Origin of the sequence: Polynucleobacter sp. es-EL-1, assembly GCF_018687975.1 — a bacterium.
Lineage (GTDB): Bacteria > Pseudomonadota > Gammaproteobacteria > Burkholderiales > Burkholderiaceae > Polynucleobacter.
On sequence record NZ_CP061310.1, the window covers coordinates 1,806,556 to 1,826,346 of the forward strand.

Here is a 19,791-nt window from a genome sequence, read left to right on the forward strand (position 1 = left end):
CGGGAATAATCTCTAGAATCCCTTATTCTATTGGTAAACGCCACTTTTATCTCACTCGGAGCTCTTATGTTTGGAACTATCCCAGAATTCAATCAAAGCCTTGAAATGATGAAAACAATGTGGGGTCAAGCAGCTGCTGGCCAGGCGCCCGGTCAATTCCCCTTCACAGCCGACGCCAACAAGGCTGCAGGGGGATTTGCAAATGCGTTCCCAGGCCTAGATACCGATGAGCTTGAGAAGCGTATTAAGGACCTGAAAAGTGTTGAGAATTGGCTCAATCTGAACCTCAATATCCTTAAATCTACTATTCAAGGTCTAGAGGTGCAGCACGCCACCATGATGGCACTCAAGTCCTTTGGGGATGCCGTGTCTGCTACAGCTGCCGCAGCTAGCGGAACGGGCTCAGAGGAGTCGAGCACCAAAGCAGCTAAACCACGGAAAACCGCAACACGCCGTCGTCGCAAAGCTGGCGATGCAACTTTCCTCGACGAAGTAGGTAATTCAGATGCGCAATAGCCTCGCCCATGGCAAAGGTTAATTGGTGAATATCTAACTCACGTTTAAATAGAACCGGCACTACCTCACGAGCAGTTGCCGGTTTTTTACATGCCCCCAGCGTCTCTGCCAAACGCGCATCATGGTGTGCCTTAAGTTGAGCAATGCGTGGTTTCATACCGGTGAATGGCTTGCCATGAGAGGGCAACACCAAGGTGTCATCAGGCAAGGGTAAATATCGCTCCAATGAGCTTAGATACAAACCCAAAGGATCAGCGTCTGGATCAGCATCATAGACGCTGACATTCGTTGAAATGCGTGGCAACAACATATCGCCTGAAATCAATACACCCAGTGCTTGGCAGTACAAAGACGCATGCTCGGGTGCGTGCCCAAAACCCATAATCACTTTCCACTCGTGCCCACCAATCAGAATCATTTCGCCATCCATGATGCGACGATATTGGCGTGGCACACCTGGCACCATATTGCTATAGTAATTTGAGCGCGCTCTTATTTTTTCTAAATCTTCTGGTGCAACTAAACCGTGGCGCTGAAAATGATCTGCAGATCCTCCACCGCCAGCTCGCGCACCGATTGCTGCACCACCCTCTTTATGACTGAGCCATTGGGCCGTTAAATAATCTGTCATTGAAATCCATAAGGGGGCTTTCCATTTCTCACAGAGCCACTGTGAGAGTCCCACATGATCAGGATGCATATGGGTCACAATTACCCTCAGAACAGGCAAACCTTCTAATTGAGTGGCAAAGATTTGCTCCCATGTAGCCTTGGTTTCATCATTGGCAATGCCACAATCCACTATCGTCCAGCCTTCAACCCCATTTAATTGATCACGCAAGAGCCACAAATTAATGTGATCTAAGGCAAAGGGTAGGCGCATCCGCAGCCAACGCACACCTGGCGCAACCTCAATAGAGCTACCGACTTCTGGCATCTGGTCTGCTAGGGGATAATGGATGGAGTTCTCAATAGTCACTTGGCTTTTCGTGTTCATTTATTTTTTAGGTTTACTTTGACAACCGTTCCATCGCCTTGCATTAATTGGTGTGATATCAATCCTGAAAATACCTACTGTCGCGGTTGTTTTCGTACGCTCAATGAAATTGCCAGCTGGTCTGAATTATCTGATCAAGAGAAGCTTGCAGTTTGGTCCGAACTAGAGATGCGTAAACCCCAAACTTCTCAATAAATACTGACTTATTGATTGACGTTCACAATTAAACGACCACGAACATTTCCTGCCATTAATTCTGCAGCATACTGAATCGACTCCTTTAAATTAATCTCATGCGAGATTGCATCCAAAGTATTGAGATCAACCAGCTTACTTAATTGCTCATAAGCAGCAATTCTTTTTGCACGTGGCACAGTCACACTATTAATGCCATATAAGGTAATTCCACGCAAAATAAAGGGTGCGACTGTTGCCGGGAAATCCATGCCCTGCGCAAGACCACAAGCTGCGACAGCACCATCACTCTTAGTTTGAGCACAAGCATTAGCGAGCGTGTAACTTCCAACGCTATCAACTACGGCAGCCCAACGCTCTTTAGCTAATGGCTTACCTGGAGCTGATAAACCAGCGCGATCAATGATCTCCGCTGCTCCTAATTTTTTCAGATAATCTGCCTCAGATATACGACCTGTGCTGGCCACCACAGAAAATCCCAATTTACTCAATAGCGTAATAGCAAAACTACCGACCCCGCCTGCTGCGCCCGTTACCAAAACCTCACCATCACTAGGCTTTAGGCCGTGTTTTTGCAAGGCCATCACACACAGCATTGCCGTATAACCAGCAGTACCAATGGCCAATGCCTGTTTAGCAGTAAACCCTTTAGGCAAGGGAATCAGCCAATCTGCTTTTACACGGGCCATTTGAGATAAACCTCCCCAGTGACCTTCACCCACTCCCCAACCATTCAGCAAAACCATATCGCCTACCTTGAAGTCAGGGCTGCTGCTCTTCAATACCTCGCCAGCAAAATCGATTCCAGGGACCATTGGGAAGCTGCGCACAACCGGGCCCTTGCCAGTAATAGCCAAGCCATCCTTGTAATTGAGCGTTGAGTACAGGACCTTAACTGTCACATCCCCCGCCGGAAGGCTTGCCTCCTCTATATGGGAAACTTCAGCGCGATAGCCCTGATCATCTTTATTTACCAAAATCGCTTTAAACATGTCTCTTCCTTTTAAAAGCAGCTTCTTCTCCACGGCAAATGCGTAATAGGTTTATCCTAACGAGCATTGGTGATTATGGAGGTTTCCATGAAAAAAATTCTACTCTTAACTGCACTTTCCAGCTTAACTCTTGTGGGTTGCTCTTCAACTCAAATTCATATGTCTATGGGTAATATGCGCTTAATTGACTCTAGCGCGTCGCCACAAGAAGTCATGGACTTTGCCACTACAACTTGTAAGAACGATTTTTACCAGGGCGCTAGCTTTCTATCTAAGGCAGGCAAAGAATATCGCTTTAAATGCGTAAAAGCCGAAGAAAATGAAATTCTGATTCCAATTCCGGGAACCACTATCAATCCTCAAACCCCGACCACAACTAAATAATTCTCAAATTATGACCCCATTTACCTCCCAAGAGCTGCGTAAAGGATTTTCGTCCTTTGCCACCGGGGTCACTATCATTACCTGCCTTGATGCCTCTCAAAATTCTCATGGCATCACCATTAGCTCTTTTAATACTGTTTCTTTAGAGCCACCGCTTATTCTGTGGAGCCTGAAAAAACATTCTCGCTTAATGCCTCATTTCGAAGTCGGTCATAAGCAGTTGATTCATGTCTTAGAACGCTCCCAAGAGTCTATGGCTATGCATTTCGCCACCGTTAAAGAAAATCAGTTCACGAATATTGCTCACAAAATTGCAGTCAGTGGCCTTACTCAGATTGAGGGCTGCGCCGCTTACTTTGAATGCGAAACTATCTCTGTTCACACAGGTGGAGATCACAATATTATTGTTGCCAAAGTACTCAATCTCAAACATGAGCCAAATAAGCAGCCGCTTATATTCGCGCATAGTAAATTTGGTGGACTAGATTTTTCCTAGCCCTATGATTGATTCACTTAAAGAAAGAACACCATGATGAAACTATGGGGAAGAAAATCTTCCATTAACGTACAAAAAATATTGTGGTGCCTTGCCGAGCTAGGGTTGGTAGAAGGCAAAGATTTTGAACGCATTGATGCTGGTCTACATTTTGGACAAAATCGAACGCCCGAATTTCTAAAACTCAATCCAAATGGCCTCGTCCCTACTCTTGAAGATGGCGATGTCGTGCTCTGGGAATCTAATACGATCTTGCGCTACCTTGCAAGAAAATATGATCGCTCTAATCGATTCTCCGTAGATATTAATACCCAATATCAATCGGAAAAATGGATGGATTGGCAGCTGGGAACAATGTGGCCACCTTTGCGCGTAGCGCTACTCGGACTCACACGCACGCCTGAAGCAGATCGCAACTACCCATTAATTCAAAAATCGTATCAAGAGGCAGATTCATTACTGAAATTATTTGATCAACAGCTATCGACTCAACAATATTGTGCAGGCGATCACTTTCAAATCGGCGATATCCCACTAGCACTGTGCGTTAATCGGTGGATATTGCTAAACCAAACTTTTCCAGAGCAAACTGGGCCTCGCACCCACTTAAGTAATATTGACGCCTGGATGAAGCGTTTAGAAGAAAGTACGCAATATAAGCTAGTGGAAGAGAAAGCACTCAATATTGTTAAATAAGCACTGGTTCATTTAACGCACTTCATGAAAAAGGGTGAACACTGTTCACCCTTTGTACTTTTAAAGCATCACTGCTTAACTACTGTTGCTTAAATTTCTTCTGTTGGTGGTCTGCGCCAATAAATAGATACATAGCCGGCACAACAAATAAAGTAAATAGCGTTCCAATCGATAAACCAGTGAAGATCACTATACCCATCGACTGACGACCAGCAGCGCCTGCGCCAGAAGCTATGACCAGCGGCACAACCCCGAGCACCATCGCCGCAGTTGTCATCAAAATCGGGCGTAAGCGCACGCTACTAGCCTCAACGATGGCATCTAACTTACTACGACCCGCTTCTTGCAATTCATTAGCAAACTCCACAATCAAAATACCGTGTTTACTAATTAATCCCATGAGCGTAACTAATCCCACCTGGGTGTAGACATTGAGTGTAGTGAACCCTAGATTAATAAAGATCAAGGCGCCAAATAGAGCCAAGGGCACTGAAACCAAAATCACAATCGGATCACGGAAGCTTTCAAACTGGGCTGCCAACACCAAAAACACAATCAAGATCGCGAAGAACATCGTCACCAGGAAGCCGCCAGACTCCGCCATAAACTGACGTGATGGCCCTGCGTAATCCATTGTGTAACCGTTTGGCGCAACCTCTTTCAAGGTCTGCCGCATAAACTCCAAGAGATCGGCTTGCGAGATAAAGGGCGTGCTCACACCAGAAATCGTTGCGGAGTTTAGCTGCTGAAAATGATTAATCGATTGAGGAACTACTCTTTGCTTAATTGTGGCAATAGTGCGAGCCTGAATCATTTGCCCACTGGGGGTTCTGATGTAGTAATCCAAAATCTGATCTGGGTTAAGGCGATCCACTTGCTTAACCTGAGGAATCACTCGGTAAGAGCGTCCAGCTACAGAGAAGTAATTGACATACCCACCACCTAATGCAGCAGATAGAGCACTACCGACTTGCTGCTGCGTCATTCCTAATGCCGCAACTTTCTCACGATCAATCTCGAGAACATCCTGTGGCTTATCAATCTTTAAATCAGAATCGACAAAGAAGAAATTACCACTACGGCGCGCCTTATCCAAAACAGCCTGAGATACTTCATTGAGAAGCTCGTATGACTCGGTAGTATTGATCACCACCTGGACTGGTAAGCCCTGTGCGCCTGGTAATGCGGGAAACTGGAATGCAGCTACCCGAGCTCCTGCAATCGAATTCCACTTACTCTGCATATCCTCTTGGAACTTAGTGGCATTTCGACTACGTTGGTCCCAGTCTTTTAACAACACGCCACCAAAACTACTGGTGGGGCTAGTAATCTGGAACATCTGCTCATATTCAGGCTCAGCACTGGCAATCTGAAAAATCTGATCCGCATAGGTCTGCATCTGATTGACAGTGCTATTGGGAGGACCAGAAGCTTGCATCAAAACAATCCCTTGATCTTCTGTTGGTGCCAGCTCAGCACGCGCCGTAGCGTATAGATAAGCTACGCCCCCGAGCAAAATTACACCCATCACAATAATGACCTGCCAAGTGCTTAGTAACTCACGCAAAGTATTTTGATAGCTGTGATGGACTTTCTCAAAAATACGATCAATTTTTTGGACAAATGATGACGCTTCTTGCTCTTCGGTAAAGATGCGCGAACACATCATCGGCGAGAGCGTCAGCGCAATCAAGCCTGATACCGCGACGGCACTTGCCAAGGTAAAGGCAAACTCTGTAAAGAGCGCCCCCGTCAATCCACCTTGAAAACCAATGGGGATATATACCGCAATCAGCACGATGGTCATCGCTAAAATTGGGCCGCCCAATTCTCGGGCAGCAATCAAGGAAGCCTCTAGGGGAGACTTGCCTTCCTTCATATGACGGTCAACGTTCTCCACCACAATAATGGCATCATCAACGACCAAACCGATGGCGAGCACCAATGCGAGAAGGGTTAACAAGTTAATTGAATATCCCAAAACCTGCATGAGAAAGAAAGTGCCAATTAATGAGAGAGGCATGGCAATGACAGGTACTGCAACCGCACGTGCACTTCCAAGGAATAAGTAAATCACCGCCGTCACAATGAGGAGCGCCTCTAGGAGTGTGGCAACAACCTCATCAATTGAAGTGGTAATGAACTTCGTAGAGTCATAAACAATCTTGCCCGACATACCTGTTGGAAGCTGCTTCTGAATATCAGGTACTACCGCTCTTACCCTAGCGGCTACATCCAAAAGATTGGCCTGGGGGGCTACCTTAATCGCAATAAATACGGATCTTTTGCCACTAAAGGCTACATTGGTGTTGTAGTCCTCAGAGCCCATGCTGACCGTGGCCACTTGATCTAAATAGACGATATTGATGCCATCCTTTTTAACCACCAAGCGACGGAACTCATCCAAAGTATGCAAATCAGTGCCGGCCACCAAGTCGACGGCGACCATATCGCCCTTAGTGCTTCCAACGGCTGAGAGATAGTTATTAGCAGCTAGCGCACTATAGACATCGTCTGCCCCAATACCTAGGCCAGCCATCTTCTCGCGATCAAGCCAAGCGCGCAGCGCAAATTTTCTACCACCCGTAATCTCGGCATTTTGCACACCGTCTACTGCATCTAGCTTTGGCTTAACGACGCGTAATAAATAATCAGTGATGGCATTATTGGGAATGTCATCACTGTAAAAGCCCATATACATTGCGGCTGTGGATTGACCAATTTGCACTGTTAATACTGGCTGCTGGGCTTGCGGTGGCAATTGATTCTTCACTGAGCTAATCTGCGTCTGAATCTGCGTCAAAGCAGCATTGGAGTCGTAGTTCAACTTTAAAGTGGCAGTAATCGTAGATAAACCACTGACACTCATGGATGACAGGTAATCAATACCCTGAGATTGGGCAATGGCTGTCTCTAAAGGTTGTGTAATAAATCCAGCAATCGTTTCAGGATCAGCGCCATAGTAGGCCGTGGTGATGGTAACAATCGCATTTTGTGTTTGTGGATATTGATTTACAGGCAAAGATCCTACCGCCTTCAAACCAAATACCAGCACAAGCGCACTCACCACCAGTGAGAGCACTGGTCTTCTAATAAATAGGTCGGTCCAATTCATCTAGGACTTATTCCTGAGGCTGCGGGTTTGGTGAATTAGCAGGCAATACCTTGTTATTCACAATCAGAGGCGTACCATTCTTTAGCTTCAATTGACCGCTCGTAACAACCGTAGCACCTTCCTCGATGCCTTTCAAAATAGCCACTTGATCGCCACGAGTAGGTCCTGTAGTGACAAAGACTTGTTGAGCCTCTAGCCCAGGATTGCCTTTTTTATCTTTTTTACCCGTTGGTTTGGCAATAAATACGGTTGAGCCATAAGGGTTGTAAGTAACAGCGGTTTGGGGCAAGGTCAATAATTTCACTTCGTCACCCAACTTGATGTTCACATTGGCAAACATCCCGGGCAGGATCTTCTTATCTGGATTTGCTAATTGCGCCTCAATTTGAATATTACGAGTGTTGGTATCTACCTTAGGGCTGACTGCAGTGATCTTGCCTGTAAAACTGGCATCCTTAAAAGCATCTGTTGTCACCACAATTTCTTGGCCAACTTGAATTTGTGATGCATTACTTTGCGGCAAATTAAAGTCTACAAAAATAGGGTCAAGCGTTTGGAGGGTTAGAAGCTTATCCCCTGGATTCACGTATTGGCCAGGGTTGATCATCACAATGCCCACGCGCCCGCTAAATGGAGCCTTCAAATTCTTCTTAGCCACTAAAGCGGTTTGTTGCTCTACTTGAGCTTGTTTAGATGCTGCATCTGCAAGACTGGTGTCAAAGACATTCTTGCTAATCGCCTGAATTGCTAATTGCTGTCTGTCTCGTTCATTGATCACTTTGGCTAAGTCAGCCAGCGCTTTTAGCGATTTCAACTGAGCCACATCTGAGGAATCATTCAGCTTAATCAGCAAGTCCCCTTCTTTGACATCCATGCCTGACTTGATGGGCACTGTCTGCACCAGTCCACCCAGTTCAGTACTTAGCTCCACCCCTCTAAAGGCACGCACATTACCTACACTTGATAATTTCGGCTGCCATTCGGTATTGGCCACCACCATCGTTGAGACAGTAGCAGGAGGCAGACCCATGCCTGAAATAAAGTGCTTGATCATGAAAGTTTTGAGCTGATTAAAGCCAAAGATCAATCCCAACAAAAGAAATACGCCACATAACATGATGATCATGCGACGACGCAGTGGCGTCATGGCCTCTAATTTGGCATAGGTCTTGGTTTTAGTGAAACGCTCGCGCAAGCGAGTCCCTAAAGACTTAATCTTTTGCCAGAGAGCAGTAAGCCTGTCACGCAGCTTCCACTTTTCTGCAGTGGCTAGTGACCAAGCCCACACTGCAACTGCAATAGCAGTTACTTTTGCTTTAATTGTTTGCAGAAGTTTCATTTTGATCTTTGTTCGCTATGGCTTTTGGTTGAAAAGCAGGGCCGGTGCGATTCCACCAACCACCACCTAATGCTGCAAATAATGCTGCGGTATCAGCAAATCGAGTTGCTTGGGCTGAGACAGACTTGACTTTAGCAATTTGATATTGATTCTGATAGTAGAGAACTGCTAAGTAACTTGCGGTTCCCAATTTATATTGTTGCTGAACTAAATCTAATGTCTCATATGCATAACGTTCTGCATCTGATGCAGACTTCAATGCTTGCGCTCCAGTTTCTAAGGCACGTAATGCGTCAGCAACTTCTTGGAAGGCCTTTAGAACTGTTCCTTGGTACTGGAAAACCGCCTGCTCATAAGTAGCAATAGCACCACGGCGCTGCGCCAATAATTGACCGCCTTGAAAGAGGGGCTGGAAAATACCACCAGCCACCGACCATAAAGCTGCATTGGGGCCAAACAAAGCGTTGCTAGTGAGCGCAGCAGAACCAATAGCGCCGGTAATATTAAATTGGGGCAATAAATTTGCTGTAGCCACCCCAACCAATGCATTCGTTGCCTTGAGCTGTGCTTCAGCAGCGCGTACATCAGGACGCTGGCGCACTAAGCTCGAAGGAACAGAAATCGGCAACTTCTCAGGCAAATGTAAAGCCTTCAAATCAAATTGAGTAATGGCGGCATTACTTGGAAGCTCTCCTACGAGCACCGCTAACTGATTGCGAGCAAATGAAAGATTGCGTTCGTAGTTAAATAAATCGACTTGAGAATTCGAGACTAAAGTTCGCTGTGAGGTCACATCGACTTTTGAAACGGTACCAATCGCTAGCTGGCTTTCTGTGACTTCAGCTAAATTCGTTTGCGCTTTCAGAATTTCTTCGGTAGCTTGCATTTGTGCCCGTAGCGCTGCCTCACGGACTGCGCCAGTAACGATATTGGCTGTCAAAGAAAGATAAGCACCCTCCAGTTGAAACTGTGCAATCTCTGCTTGCGCTCTAGCTCCCTCAACTGCACGACGAGCCCCACCAAAAACATCTAACTTATAAGTCACATTCACGGTAGCGTTATATAAGTTGTAAGTGTCAGAGCCGTAAGGTAGGCCATATATGGCGGAGGGTTGGAGTTGTCGAGTAGCGCCACCATTCAGACCAATCGCTGGGAAATACTGTCCACCAATTTGCGCATTGACATTTTCTTGGCTGGCGCGAAGCGCAGCATCAGCAGCACCTAAATTCGGATTTTGTTGCAGAGCTTTTTTGATCAACACATCGAGCTCGGGGGATTTAAATAATTCCCACCACTGCGCCTCAATATCTTTTCCTTCTACAAACTCCTGAGCCGAACCACCGGGAACTCCAGGTGCAGTAGCCAACTCTTTACTAAGCTTAGTCTCAGTATATGAAGAGGTATTTGGCGCTTCAGGTTGTTTGAAATCGGGGCCCACTGCACATGCAGACAGGATTCCCGCAAAAATAAGCAGGAGCAAATGCAGTCGGGCAGTGAAGAATTTTTTAGGGTCAAACATGAAGGGAAGCAAATATCCTTTTCTACAACAGTATTTGACCACACTTTTATAAACTACTCTGTGTAACACCTTGATTTCAATAGTGAATTTTTGTACACAGCTTAACTAGGAAGTCAAATCAAATTTTTTCTGTAGCACACATTATTAATGGGCAATACTGCCAAACACTCCAGCATTGAAGTCCTGCACCGCTTGAGCAATTTCCTCTTGGGTGTTCATCACAAAAGGTCCATAACCGACGATAGGTTCAGGAATAGGCTCTCCACTGAGCAGCAAGGCAATCGAATCCTCCAGTACATTCACTTGAATATCTTGCCCTTGATTGCTAAACATCAACATCTGCGCATCCTTAGCTACCCCACCATCACCCGCTTGAATAGTGCCCTTGAGAACTACGAGAGAAGTATTCCAACCATTAGGCGCAGGAATACAGACAGTACCCTTCTTTAATTTCAGATCAATGACATTCATGGGCGTAAATGTATGAGCGGGCCCTGTATGGACATCTAGCTTTCCAGCAATAATTCGGGCGACTCCCGCACCACCCTTCAAATGAATGGCTGGAATTTCTTTGTCCAAAATAGCTTGGTAGCTTGGAGCTGTCATCTTCTGTTTTGCTGGCAGATTAACCCAAAGTTGCACCATCTCTAGCGTGCCTCCACGACTAGCAAAACTTTCAGAATGAAACTCTTCATGCAAGATGCCAGAACCAGCAGTCATCCATTGCACATCCCCGGGACCAATAGTGCCGCCCTGGCCAGTTGAGTCCTTGTGTGCAACTTCACCTTCATAAACAATAGTGACGGTTTCAAAACCACGATGGGGATGCGATCCAATACCCTTACGCTCGCTGGTGGCAGGAAAGTGGGCTGGACCGGCGTAATCAAGCATCAGGAATGGACTCATTTGTTTTCCTAAATGCTGATAGAAAAACAAGGTTCGCACTGGGAAGCCATCGCCTACCCAATGCCCCTGATCATTTCCCTGTATGCCAATACATTTCTTCATCATTTACCCAATGGCCCATCAATCCTAAATTAAGACCCCTTAAACTGACTTGTGATTTTTGCAATACGTTCACCATACAAGCGGGCCGTTTCTAAATCACCTAAATTCACTTCTTCAGCACTTGCATCTGAAGGCGTCTGCATCATTGCCCCCGCGGAAGAGCCTACATAATTCACATCATCACGTTTGGCAGATTTAGCATTGGAAGGCATTAAACCAGTGCCAACCCAAATACCCGAATGCTGCATTGCCAAGGTGAAAAAGTAGTGCAATGTAGAGTGCTTATCACCATTCATCGTGGCAGAGTTTGTGAATCCACCAAAGATCTTGTCTTTCCATTTCTGACCATACCAAATCTTCGAGCTTGCATCAGCAAACTTCTTAAATTGCCAGCTGACTGTTCCCATATAGGTTGGGGAACCAAACACAATGGCATCAGCAGCGTTTAGTAGATCCCAATGCGCATCGGAGATATTGCCCTCAGCATCTATAGAGATCAATGTGCCGTTGGCGCCCTTAGCCACTGCTTCTGCCTGCTTTACCGTATGCCCATAACCACTATGAAATACCACGGCTACTTTAGTCATCACATCTCCTTTATTGTCAAATTTACTTACTAAATAATGCTTTGACATTTCTCAATACAAGCACTATTTGCTCCAATTCTTTTTTACTGAGCCCATCCATTGCTTTGGCGAGATACTTCACATGATCGGGAAATATCTTTTTAAATAATTTCTCACCTGCTTTAGTCAATCCAATTTTGTAGCTTCTTCCATCATCTACATTGACGTACTTTTTTATTAAACCTTTAGCGATAAGTCTCTCTAATACTCCAGTCATAGTTCCCTTAGAAACCAGCGTCTTTTCACCTAGCTCCTTACAAGTCATTGGCGGTTGATTTCCAAGGGTCGCAACAATATCAAACTGGGTCATGGTGAGACCCATACCCCTAATGTGATCTGCAGAGTAAGCCTCAAAGGCTTGATATCCTTGAACTAACTCCTTAACCAATGACAAATGACCCATTTAACTACCTAATTTAGTCTGTATGCGTACTATTTTAGTACTAGTTAGTACCAAATGAAAAACCCCTCGTCAAACGAAGGATTAAGTAACGCATTCTTTTATATATCAGACGAAATCTAAGGTTAATTTATAGCTTATTTTTCTTAGAAACAATTTGTGCAAGCGCTAAATTGGCATGCGGATCATGAGGATCAGACAATCCCCTCACAACACCCTTTGCATCATCAGTGGGCCGATTTTGACTCATTTTCCACTTACCTTGAATTACGGTAATGTCAATTTCAAGACCAACAATTGCCCTAAGTTGACTATCTATAAAGTCGGGAGGGGCATCATCTACCCTCCACGGGCTCTTGCGCGTGGCTTCCATTGAATCTGTTAAATCACCAACCAGGCATCTTAGCCAGTCTGTTGACTCAACCACTTTGGGAACGCCCTTAATCTGAACCATTTCATAGTTCCAAGTTGGAACTACTTTATGAGTAGTCTGTTTTGATGGATACCAACTTGGAGTGACATAACCATCAATACCCTGAAAAACTACTAAACACTCCTTAAGATCCAAAAGATCTTTCCAGTGCGGGTTTGCTCTCGCTAAGTGAGATACAAGCATGGGTCTGCCGTTATTTTCTCGATATAGAAATGGAATTGGGGAAGCCAATAGCCCCGATTGGCCAAACGAGATTAGCAGGCCCAGTGGATAACGCTTAATGAACGCCAAAAGCGTTTGAACATCTGTCTCTGAAAATGCACTTGGGATGTACATGGCAGATAAATTCTCGAAATTACTCTACTGTGACGCTCTTGGCTAAATTGCGTGGCTTGTCTACATCCGTTCCAAGAGCACAGGCCGTGTGATAAGAAAGCAGCTGCAGAGGAACTACATGCAATATAGGGGAAAGATTTCCATAATGCTCAGGTAAACGGATGACATTAATCCCTTCGCTGCTAGTGATGTTGCCATCTTGATCAGCAAAGACATAAAGCTTGCCACCACGGGCTTTAACCTCTTGCATATTGGACTTCAGCTTTTCCAATAAATCATCGTTTGGAGCAATCGTAACCACCGGCATCCTCTCAGTCACTAGCGCTAATGGACCATGTTTGAGCTCACCAGCAGGATATGCTTCAGCATGAATATACGAAATCTCTTTAAGCTTGAGTGCGCCCTCAAGTGCAATTGGATAATGCATACCGCGACCCAAGAACAAGGCATTCTCACACTTAGAGAATGCTTCACTCCAAGCAATAATTTGAGGCTCTAGCGCCAATACTGCTTGCAACGCTTTCGGTAGATGGCGCAGCTCTCGTAATAAAACTTTTTCACGTTCAGCGTCAATCCTGCCTGCACGCTTAGCCAAGGAAACTGCTAACAGATAGAGTGCCACTAATTGTGTAGTGAAAGCCTTGGTGGAGGCAACGCCAATCTCTGTACCTGCCTTAGTTAAAAAATTCCACTTGGTTTCACGAACCATCGCACTACTAGCAACATTGCAAATAGCCAAAGTGTATTGATGGCCCAGGGCTTGCGCATGACGCAAAGCAGCCAAGGTGTCAGCCGTCTCGCCAGACTGAGATACCACAACAACTAATGCATTTGGATTGGGCACTGTAGTGCGATAACGATATTCACTAGCAATCTCAACTTGCGTCGGAATGCCTGCAATGTCTTCTAGCCAATACTTAGCAACACAGGCTGAGTAATAACTCGTGCCACATGCCAAGATCAAAATCTGATCAAATTTCTTCCATCCTTCAGCATCAGCATTAAATAGCTCTGGCCCAAAGCTAGCAATATTGGCCAAGGTATCCCCAATTGCTCTAGGTTGCTCGAAGATCTCTTTTTGCATGTAATGCTGATAAGGCCCAAGATCAACTGAGTCTGCCTGAGCAGGCATAGCCTTATGCTCTCTTTGGACAGATTTGCCCTCTTGATCAATGATCTCAACGCTCTCCGCCTTGAGGACGGCAACATCACCTTCCTCCAAATACATCATCGAGTGCGCACGGCCAGCGAGCGCTAGCGCATCAGAGGCAAGAAAGTTTTCATCAGAACCCAAGGCAACAACCAAAGGTGAACCCACGCGGGCGCCTACCAAGATATCAGGGCGATCTTGTGCAATGACGCCAATTGCATAGGCACCATGCAAACGCGGCAACACAGATCTAACAGAAGCGACTAAATCGGCCTGCTTACTTGCCGTATATGACTGATGAATTAAGTGGGCAATAACCTCAGTATCTGTTTCAGAGCTAAATTCATATCCCGCAGTCTGAAGCTCCGCACGCAGAGATTCATAGTTTTCAATAATGCCGTTATGTACTACTGCAATCAATCCACCAGAGATATGGGGGTGAGCATTTTGAGTATCTGGCTTACCATGTGTTGCCCAACGAGTATGGGCAATTCCTAGAGTTCCATAAAAATCTTTACCCTGCTCAGCCAATTCGGAGACACGTGCTGTAGTACGAGCGCGCTCGATTGGATGCTTTGCATCATCGCCATTAATGACCGCAAAACCACAAGAATCATAACCGCGGTATTCAAGACGACGCAGACCTTCGATGAGTACATCAACAATATTATTGCGCGATGCTGCACCCACTATGCCGCACATTATTTTTTTGCCTTACTAGATTGTTTAGTAGCTACTTTTTTTACAGCAGCTTTCTTGATTGCCGGCTTTTTCTCTTGCTTAACTGGGCGCTGCCACTGTAAAGAGATCTGTTTGGCTCGTGACACAGTAAGTTGATTAGGCGGGGCATCTTTAGTCAAAGTAGTACCTGCACCTAAAGTAGCTCCGCGACCAACACGCACCGGCGCAACCAATTGCGTATCCGACCCAATGAAAACGTCGTCTTCAATAATGGTTTGATGCTTATTAACACCATCATAGTTACAAGTAATCGTACCCGCACCAATATTGACTCTAGAACCCACAATGGAGTCGCCTACATAAGCCAAATGATTGGCTTTGCTGTTGGCGGCAATCTTGCTATTTTTGACTTCGACAAAGTTACCAATATGTACATCGTTTGCTAAGTCTGCGCCTGGGCGTAAACGGGCGTAAGGTCCAATCAATGAACCAGCACCTACCTTAGCGCCATCGAGGTGGCTATAGGGATGAATGATGACATTCTTACCAATGATGCTGTTTCGAACAATGCAATACGGGCCCACTTTAGTACCAGCAGCTAGAGTAACGCAGCCTTCGAAGATACATCCCACGTCTATAAAGACGTCGGTACCGCACTCTAATGTTCCGCGTATATCAATGCGCGCAGGATCAGCTAAAGACACGCCAGCATCCATCAATAGGCCTGCTTGATTCATTTGATGAACACGCTCTAAAGCAGCCAGCTGATCACGACTATTGACGCCAACAGTTTCATATTCAGCATCAGCCTGAGCGGTACGAATGGGCACGCCATCTTTTACTGCCATTGCAATCACATCGGTCAAATAATATTCACCCTGAGCATTGCTAGCACGTAAAGCCTTTAACCATTTCTTGAGCGAATTCGTTGGCAACACCATCATGCCGGTATTAATTTCAGTAATACGTTTTTGCTCAGAGCTTGTATCTTTTTCTTCAACAATGGATTTAACCGACCCATCAATATCACGCACAATACGGCCATAGCCTGTTGGATTGCTGAGATTTTGAGTCAGGAGCGCCAAAGCGGAATCTTGGCCACGCATACCATCCGCCAATTTTGCTAACTTTAAGAGCGTCTTCTTGCTTGTAAGCGGCACATCACCGTAGAGCACTAAAGTTGGCTCATTCACATCCAATTTGGGGAGGGCTTGCAACAATGCATGACCTGTTCCCTTTTGTTCCGCTTGAAGCGCTGTAGTGACCTTGTTAAATCTGGAATCCTGCGCAATCGCAGAGATGAGAAATTCCTTTACATCTGCAGCGCCATGGCCAACGACCACGATTGGGCCTGTTTTTACATTTTTACCCTGCAAATCCAGCGCTGTAGAGAGAACATGCTGCAAAAGCGGCTTTCCTGCCAAGGTTTGAAGAACCTTGGGTAATGCGGACTTCATCCGCTTTCCCTGCCCAGCAGCCAAAATAACGATGTTCATAAAGAGGAATTATAAGTCCCCTGAATCAGGGTTCCGCAGGCTAATTCATCAATTTCTGTCTCATCAATGGCCTTATCTCCAGCAGATCTCGCGGCAATCCCGGATAACTCAGATGCAATTTCCAGATTTTTAAAATCAAATGCTTCACCATCCATTAAATGGGAGGGGACGATATGGTGCATTGATCGAAATAGATTCTCGACACGACCAGGGAATTTCTTTTCCCAATCACGCAGCATATCCTTCATGGCGCCCCGTTGTAAGTTTGGCTGACTTCCGCATAAATTACAGGGAATGATCGGAAAGTTCATGTCTACAGCATAGCGCTCTAGTAATTTTTCTGGGACGTAAGCTAGCGGACGAATCACAACGTGCTTACCATCGTCCGAGCGTAACTTTGGCGGCATACCTTTCAGCTTGCCAGCAAAGAACATATTCAACATCAATGTTTCTAAGATGTCATCACGGTGATGGCCTAAAGCAATCTTGGTGGCACCCAACTCATCTGCAACACGATACAAAATGCCACGGCGCAAACGGGAACATAAGCCACAGGTGGTTTTCCCTTCTGGCACTACGCGCTTAACAATGCTGTAGGTATCTTGATTCTCAATATGAAATTGCACGCCCAGTGCAGTTAAATAATTTGGCAGTATGTCAGCTGGAAAGCCTGGTTGCTTTTGATCTAGATTTACAGCCACAATCTCAAAATCAATAGGAGCACGTTCACGCAGCTTCAATAGAATGTCAAGCATGGCATAACTATCTTTACCACCCGATAAACATACCATCACTTTGTCGCCATCTTCGATCATGCCAAAGTCACCAATAGCTTGGCCAACGAGACGACAGAGCTTCTTCTCTAGCTTATTCTCTTCAAAGACAACTTTACGAATATCGCCCATAAAATTCAATTCTTTTCGCAATATATTTCTTTAAGCTTGCTTCATTCGAAATACTTCGACACCAACGGAATGGCAATCTGGATATACATCTGGCTTGGCAGTACTCACACGCGCAGCAATGACTTTAGGGTGTCGCAACATCGCATTGACGATGTCATCACAAAACGTTTCCTGCAAATGGATATGACCCTGAGATGACCGCGCCTTAATGGTTTCACGCATGAAGTCATAATCCACAACCTCTTCTAATAAATCTTTAGAAGGTGTGTTCATATTTAATGGAATATAGAGATCTACATTCAGAATGACACGCTGCTCAGCCTTCTTCTCAAAATCATGCACACCAATATTGATATAGATTTCATAGTCACGTAGAAACAAGCGGCGGCAATCAGCAAGTGCTGGATGAGAAAGAATGGCATGCATAATTTTTATCAACTCTTTTTAATTTTTATTCTGTATTAAATTCTTAATTCGTTTTAAACATCACATCGCGTGAAGATGGCGATAGATGTTGTCCACCATCTACATATAGGGTAGTGCCTGTGATCGCATTCGAACTGGCCAAAAATACAGCGGCTTTTGAAATATCACTTGGGGTTGAAGATTTTCCTAATGGCGTCATTTGATGCGCCCTTGAAAAACCTTCGCTTGTTTGATCGCCAGATAGTAAAGTAATTCCTGGTGCTAAACCTACCACCCTGATATAGGGTGCAAAATCTACTGCCAATAACTCTACGGAAGTGAGAAGTGCAGACTTGGATAAGGTGTATGACAAGAAATCTGGATTGAGATTGATCAGCTTTTGATCGAGCAACTGAACCACCGATGGAATTGATAAATCGCTATCACTTGCTTTCTTTGTCTGACGCTTATGATATTCAAACATCAACTGGGATAGCAAAATAGGTGCCGCTAAATTGACTTGCATATGATCTTGCAATGTTTTAGCAGTCAGTGGGCTATCAGAATTAGCCCGGTCAAATTCAAAGATAGACGCGCTATTGACCAAGCATTGCAGATTCTCAAACTCACCCGTAACGGCAGAGAATAAGTCTTTTAATTCATCCTCAAGAGCAAGATCAGCTTGAAAGGCTTTTGCTCTGCGCCCTAGATTCTCAATTTCAGCAATAGTGGCTAGAGCTTCAGACTCAGATTGTCCGTAATGAATTGCCACATCCCAGCCTTGACGAGCAAATTCCAAGGCGATTTCACGACCGAGACGCTTAGCTGCGCCGGTCACTAAAACCGCTTTATTTTGCAAAGGTGAAAGGTTTGAACTCAAGCTCACGGAAATTCTCTTAGACTAGCGAGCTATGGATATTACCTTGACCAGCCTAGAAACGGCTCATACAGAGCTTCTTAGCCAAAAAATAATGGCTGAAATCGCCTCCAAAGGTGGCTGGATGCCCTTTTCAAGGTATATGGAAATGGCTTTATATGAGCCCGGCATGGGTTATTACAGCGCTGGAGCCCATAAATTGGGTGCTGGCGGTGATTTCACGACAGCCCCAGAGCTCTCCCCCTTATTTGGTGCCGCCATTGTAGAAACCCTTTTACCCATTCTAGAAGGGCTGAAGGCCCAAGGGCTTCCCGCCCAAATTCTGGAGTTTGGCGCTGGCACCGGAAAGTTAGCCGAATCTATTCTCACCCGATTGCACGATCTGGATTTTGACCTGGATCACTACGACATTATTGAGATCTCACCCGACCTAGCCCAAAGGCAAGAAGAGCGCCTCAAGCAAGTTGTAGAAAAACTAGCCCTTTCTACTCAATGCCATTGGTTAAATTCTTTACCCAGCAATTTCAAAGGCATCATTCTGGCAAATGAGGTCATAGATGCTATTCCGTGTGATGCCATCATTTTTCAAAATGGGTTTTGGTATCAACAAGGCGTCGCTGTAATTGATGGCAAGCTTGCTTGGTCAGCAGGACAACCCGTTGAGCAGTCATTGCTTCCAGAGACTTTACTCACCGGAAACTTTTCTGAAGGCTACGTTACCGAATTACATGCGCCCGCAAATGATTGGATGCACCAAGTAGCCAAGCATCTCGATACAGGACTCTTCCTTACCTTCGATTACGGGTTTCCGGAGGGCGAGTATTACCATGCTCAGCGCCTAGAAGGCACACTCATGGCGCATCATCGCCATCATGCTATTCAAGATCCATTTCACCTTCCAGGACTATGTGATTTAACAACGCATGTGGAGTGGTCACAGATTGCACGTAGCGCGCTAGAAGAAAAAGTTGATGATGTCTATCTCAGCAATCAAGCAAGTTACTTGCTGGATGCTGGTATCGGCGATATTGCGCTAGAGATTGGTGACCCAGGAAATCCAGAAATATTCTTACCAATCTCTAATTCCCTGCAGAAGCTATTGTCAGAGGCAGAAATGGGTGAGCTCTTCAAAGTCTTTGCGTTCTCAAAGAAACTATCTGACGTATTGCCAGACCATGTCTTAGAAGACTTACCCGGCCTTCGAGGCAGAAACCGGCTGTAAGCT

General features: G+C 45.4%; 20 protein-coding genes. 6 read left to right on the forward strand and 14 right to left on the reverse strand.

The annotated features are described in order from the left end of the window. The first annotated feature begins 66 nt into the window (after nucleotides 1-66). Entirely contained in the window at nucleotides 67-516 is a 450-nt protein-coding gene (locus FD974_RS09230) for a PhaM family polyhydroxyalkanoate granule multifunctional regulatory protein (protein WP_215364442.1), read from the forward strand. On the opposite strand, the gene FD974_RS09235 is transcribed toward FD974_RS09230, so the two are convergent. After that, complete coding sequence (locus FD974_RS09235) at nucleotides 428-1,513, reverse strand: MBL fold metallo-hydrolase (RefSeq protein WP_215364446.1); 1,086 nt, start codon at nucleotides 1,511-1,513, stop codon at nucleotides 428-430. The two genes, FD974_RS09230 and FD974_RS09235, sit on opposite strands and share 89 nt — an antisense overlap. 18 nt (nucleotides 1,514-1,531) lie before the next feature. On the opposite strand from FD974_RS09235, the gene FD974_RS09240 reads away from it, so the two are divergent. Beyond that, nucleotides 1,532-1,708 (forward strand): DUF1289 domain-containing protein, encoded by a 177-nt coding sequence (locus tag FD974_RS09240; protein WP_251374597.1) that lies wholly within the window; start codon nucleotides 1,532-1,534, stop codon nucleotides 1,706-1,708. An 8-nt stretch (nucleotides 1,709-1,716) separates the two neighbouring features. Here FD974_RS09240 and FD974_RS09245 read toward each other — a convergent pair whose 3' ends face one another. Beyond that, on the reverse strand, nucleotides 1,717-2,700 hold the full coding sequence (locus FD974_RS09245) for an MDR family oxidoreductase (RefSeq protein ID WP_215364451.1): 984 nt from the start codon (nucleotides 2,698-2,700) through the stop codon (nucleotides 1,717-1,719). A gap of 87 nt (nucleotides 2,701-2,787) precedes the next feature. Here FD974_RS09245 and FD974_RS09250 point away from each other — a divergent pair, with 87 nt between their 5' ends. The 3 genes from FD974_RS09250 to FD974_RS09260 are packed head-to-tail and all read left to right on the forward strand — an operon-like array spanning nucleotide 2,788 to nucleotide 4,276. Further along, nucleotides 2,788-3,084, forward strand: coding sequence for a hypothetical protein (locus tag FD974_RS09250; RefSeq protein ID WP_215364453.1), 297 nt, complete (start codon nucleotides 2,788-2,790; stop codon nucleotides 3,082-3,084). A 10-nt stretch (nucleotides 3,085-3,094) separates the two neighbouring features. Beyond that, nucleotides 3,095-3,580, forward strand: a complete 486-nt coding sequence (locus tag FD974_RS09255; RefSeq protein WP_215364455.1) for a flavin reductase family protein — start codon at nucleotides 3,095-3,097, stop codon at nucleotides 3,578-3,580. Nucleotides 3,581-3,613: 33 nt separating this feature from the next. Beyond that, nucleotides 3,614-4,276 (forward strand): glutathione S-transferase family protein, encoded by a 663-nt coding sequence (locus tag FD974_RS09260; RefSeq protein WP_215364457.1) that lies wholly within the window; start codon nucleotides 3,614-3,616, stop codon nucleotides 4,274-4,276. Nucleotides 4,277-4,355: 79 nt separating this feature from the next. Here the strand turns inward: FD974_RS09260 and FD974_RS09265 are convergent, their stop codons facing one another. The 12 genes from FD974_RS09265 to FD974_RS09320 form a co-directional block, all read right to left on the reverse strand. Next, the gene (locus FD974_RS09265; protein WP_215364460.1) at nucleotides 4,356-7,391 is read right to left on the reverse strand and encodes an efflux RND transporter permease subunit; all 3,036 of its coding nucleotides are present in this window, start codon (nucleotides 7,389-7,391) and stop codon (nucleotides 4,356-4,358) included. Nucleotides 7,392-7,398: 7 nt separating this feature from the next. Beyond that, complete coding sequence (locus tag FD974_RS09270; protein WP_215366857.1) at nucleotides 7,399-8,538, reverse strand: efflux RND transporter periplasmic adaptor subunit; 1,140 nt, start codon at nucleotides 8,536-8,538, stop codon at nucleotides 7,399-7,401. A gap of 169 nt (nucleotides 8,539-8,707) precedes the next feature. Then, nucleotides 8,708-10,249: an efflux transporter outer membrane subunit gene (locus FD974_RS09275; protein ID WP_215364462.1), complete on the reverse strand. Its 1,542-nt coding sequence runs from the start codon at nucleotides 10,247-10,249 to the stop codon at nucleotides 8,708-8,710. A gap of 144 nt (nucleotides 10,250-10,393) precedes the next feature. Continuing rightward, nucleotides 10,394-11,257: a pirin family protein gene (locus FD974_RS09280; protein ID WP_215366861.1), complete on the reverse strand. Its 864-nt coding sequence runs from the start codon at nucleotides 11,255-11,257 to the stop codon at nucleotides 10,394-10,396. A gap of 29 nt (nucleotides 11,258-11,286) precedes the next feature. Then, complete coding sequence (locus FD974_RS09285; RefSeq protein WP_215364464.1) at nucleotides 11,287-11,844, reverse strand: flavodoxin family protein; 558 nt, start codon at nucleotides 11,842-11,844, stop codon at nucleotides 11,287-11,289. 22 nt (nucleotides 11,845-11,866) lie between these two features. Then, a complete protein-coding gene (locus tag FD974_RS09290; RefSeq protein WP_215364466.1) occupies nucleotides 11,867-12,286 on the reverse strand; it encodes a MarR family winged helix-turn-helix transcriptional regulator in 420 nt (139 codons plus the stop codon). Between the two features lie 127 nt (nucleotides 12,287-12,413). Beyond that, the gene (locus FD974_RS09295; protein ID WP_215364468.1) at nucleotides 12,414-13,052 is read right to left on the reverse strand and encodes an FMN-binding negative transcriptional regulator; all 639 of its coding nucleotides are present in this window, start codon (nucleotides 13,050-13,052) and stop codon (nucleotides 12,414-12,416) included. Between the two features lie 19 nt (nucleotides 13,053-13,071). Further along, on the reverse strand, nucleotides 13,072-14,904 hold the full coding sequence (gene glmS, locus FD974_RS09300; protein WP_215364471.1) for a glutamine--fructose-6-phosphate transaminase (isomerizing): 1,833 nt from the start codon (nucleotides 14,902-14,904) through the stop codon (nucleotides 13,072-13,074). Next, complete coding sequence (gene glmU, locus FD974_RS09305) at nucleotides 14,904-16,379, reverse strand: bifunctional UDP-N-acetylglucosamine diphosphorylase/glucosamine-1-phosphate N-acetyltransferase GlmU (RefSeq protein WP_215364475.1); 1,476 nt, start codon at nucleotides 16,377-16,379, stop codon at nucleotides 14,904-14,906. Before glmU ends, glmS begins: the two co-directional genes overlap by 1 nt. Beyond that, nucleotides 16,376-17,284: a tRNA 2-thiocytidine(32) synthetase TtcA gene (gene ttcA / locus FD974_RS09310; RefSeq protein WP_215364478.1), complete on the reverse strand. Its 909-nt coding sequence runs from the start codon at nucleotides 17,282-17,284 to the stop codon at nucleotides 16,376-16,378. The genes glmU and ttcA overlap by 4 nt, the downstream gene beginning before the upstream one ends. A gap of 30 nt (nucleotides 17,285-17,314) precedes the next feature. After that, complete coding sequence (locus FD974_RS09315; RefSeq protein ID WP_215364481.1) at nucleotides 17,315-17,710, reverse strand: dihydroneopterin aldolase; 396 nt, start codon at nucleotides 17,708-17,710, stop codon at nucleotides 17,315-17,317. A 43-nt stretch (nucleotides 17,711-17,753) separates the two neighbouring features. After that, nucleotides 17,754-18,569, reverse strand: coding sequence for an SDR family oxidoreductase (locus tag FD974_RS09320; protein ID WP_215366864.1), 816 nt, complete (start codon nucleotides 18,567-18,569; stop codon nucleotides 17,754-17,756). A gap of 31 nt (nucleotides 18,570-18,600) precedes the next feature. Here FD974_RS09320 and FD974_RS09325 point away from each other — a divergent pair, with 31 nt between their 5' ends. Further along, nucleotides 18,601-19,788, forward strand: a complete 1,188-nt coding sequence (locus tag FD974_RS09325) for a class I SAM-dependent methyltransferase (protein WP_215364484.1) — start codon at nucleotides 18,601-18,603, stop codon at nucleotides 19,786-19,788. Nucleotides 19,789-19,791: the final 3 nt, after the last annotated feature.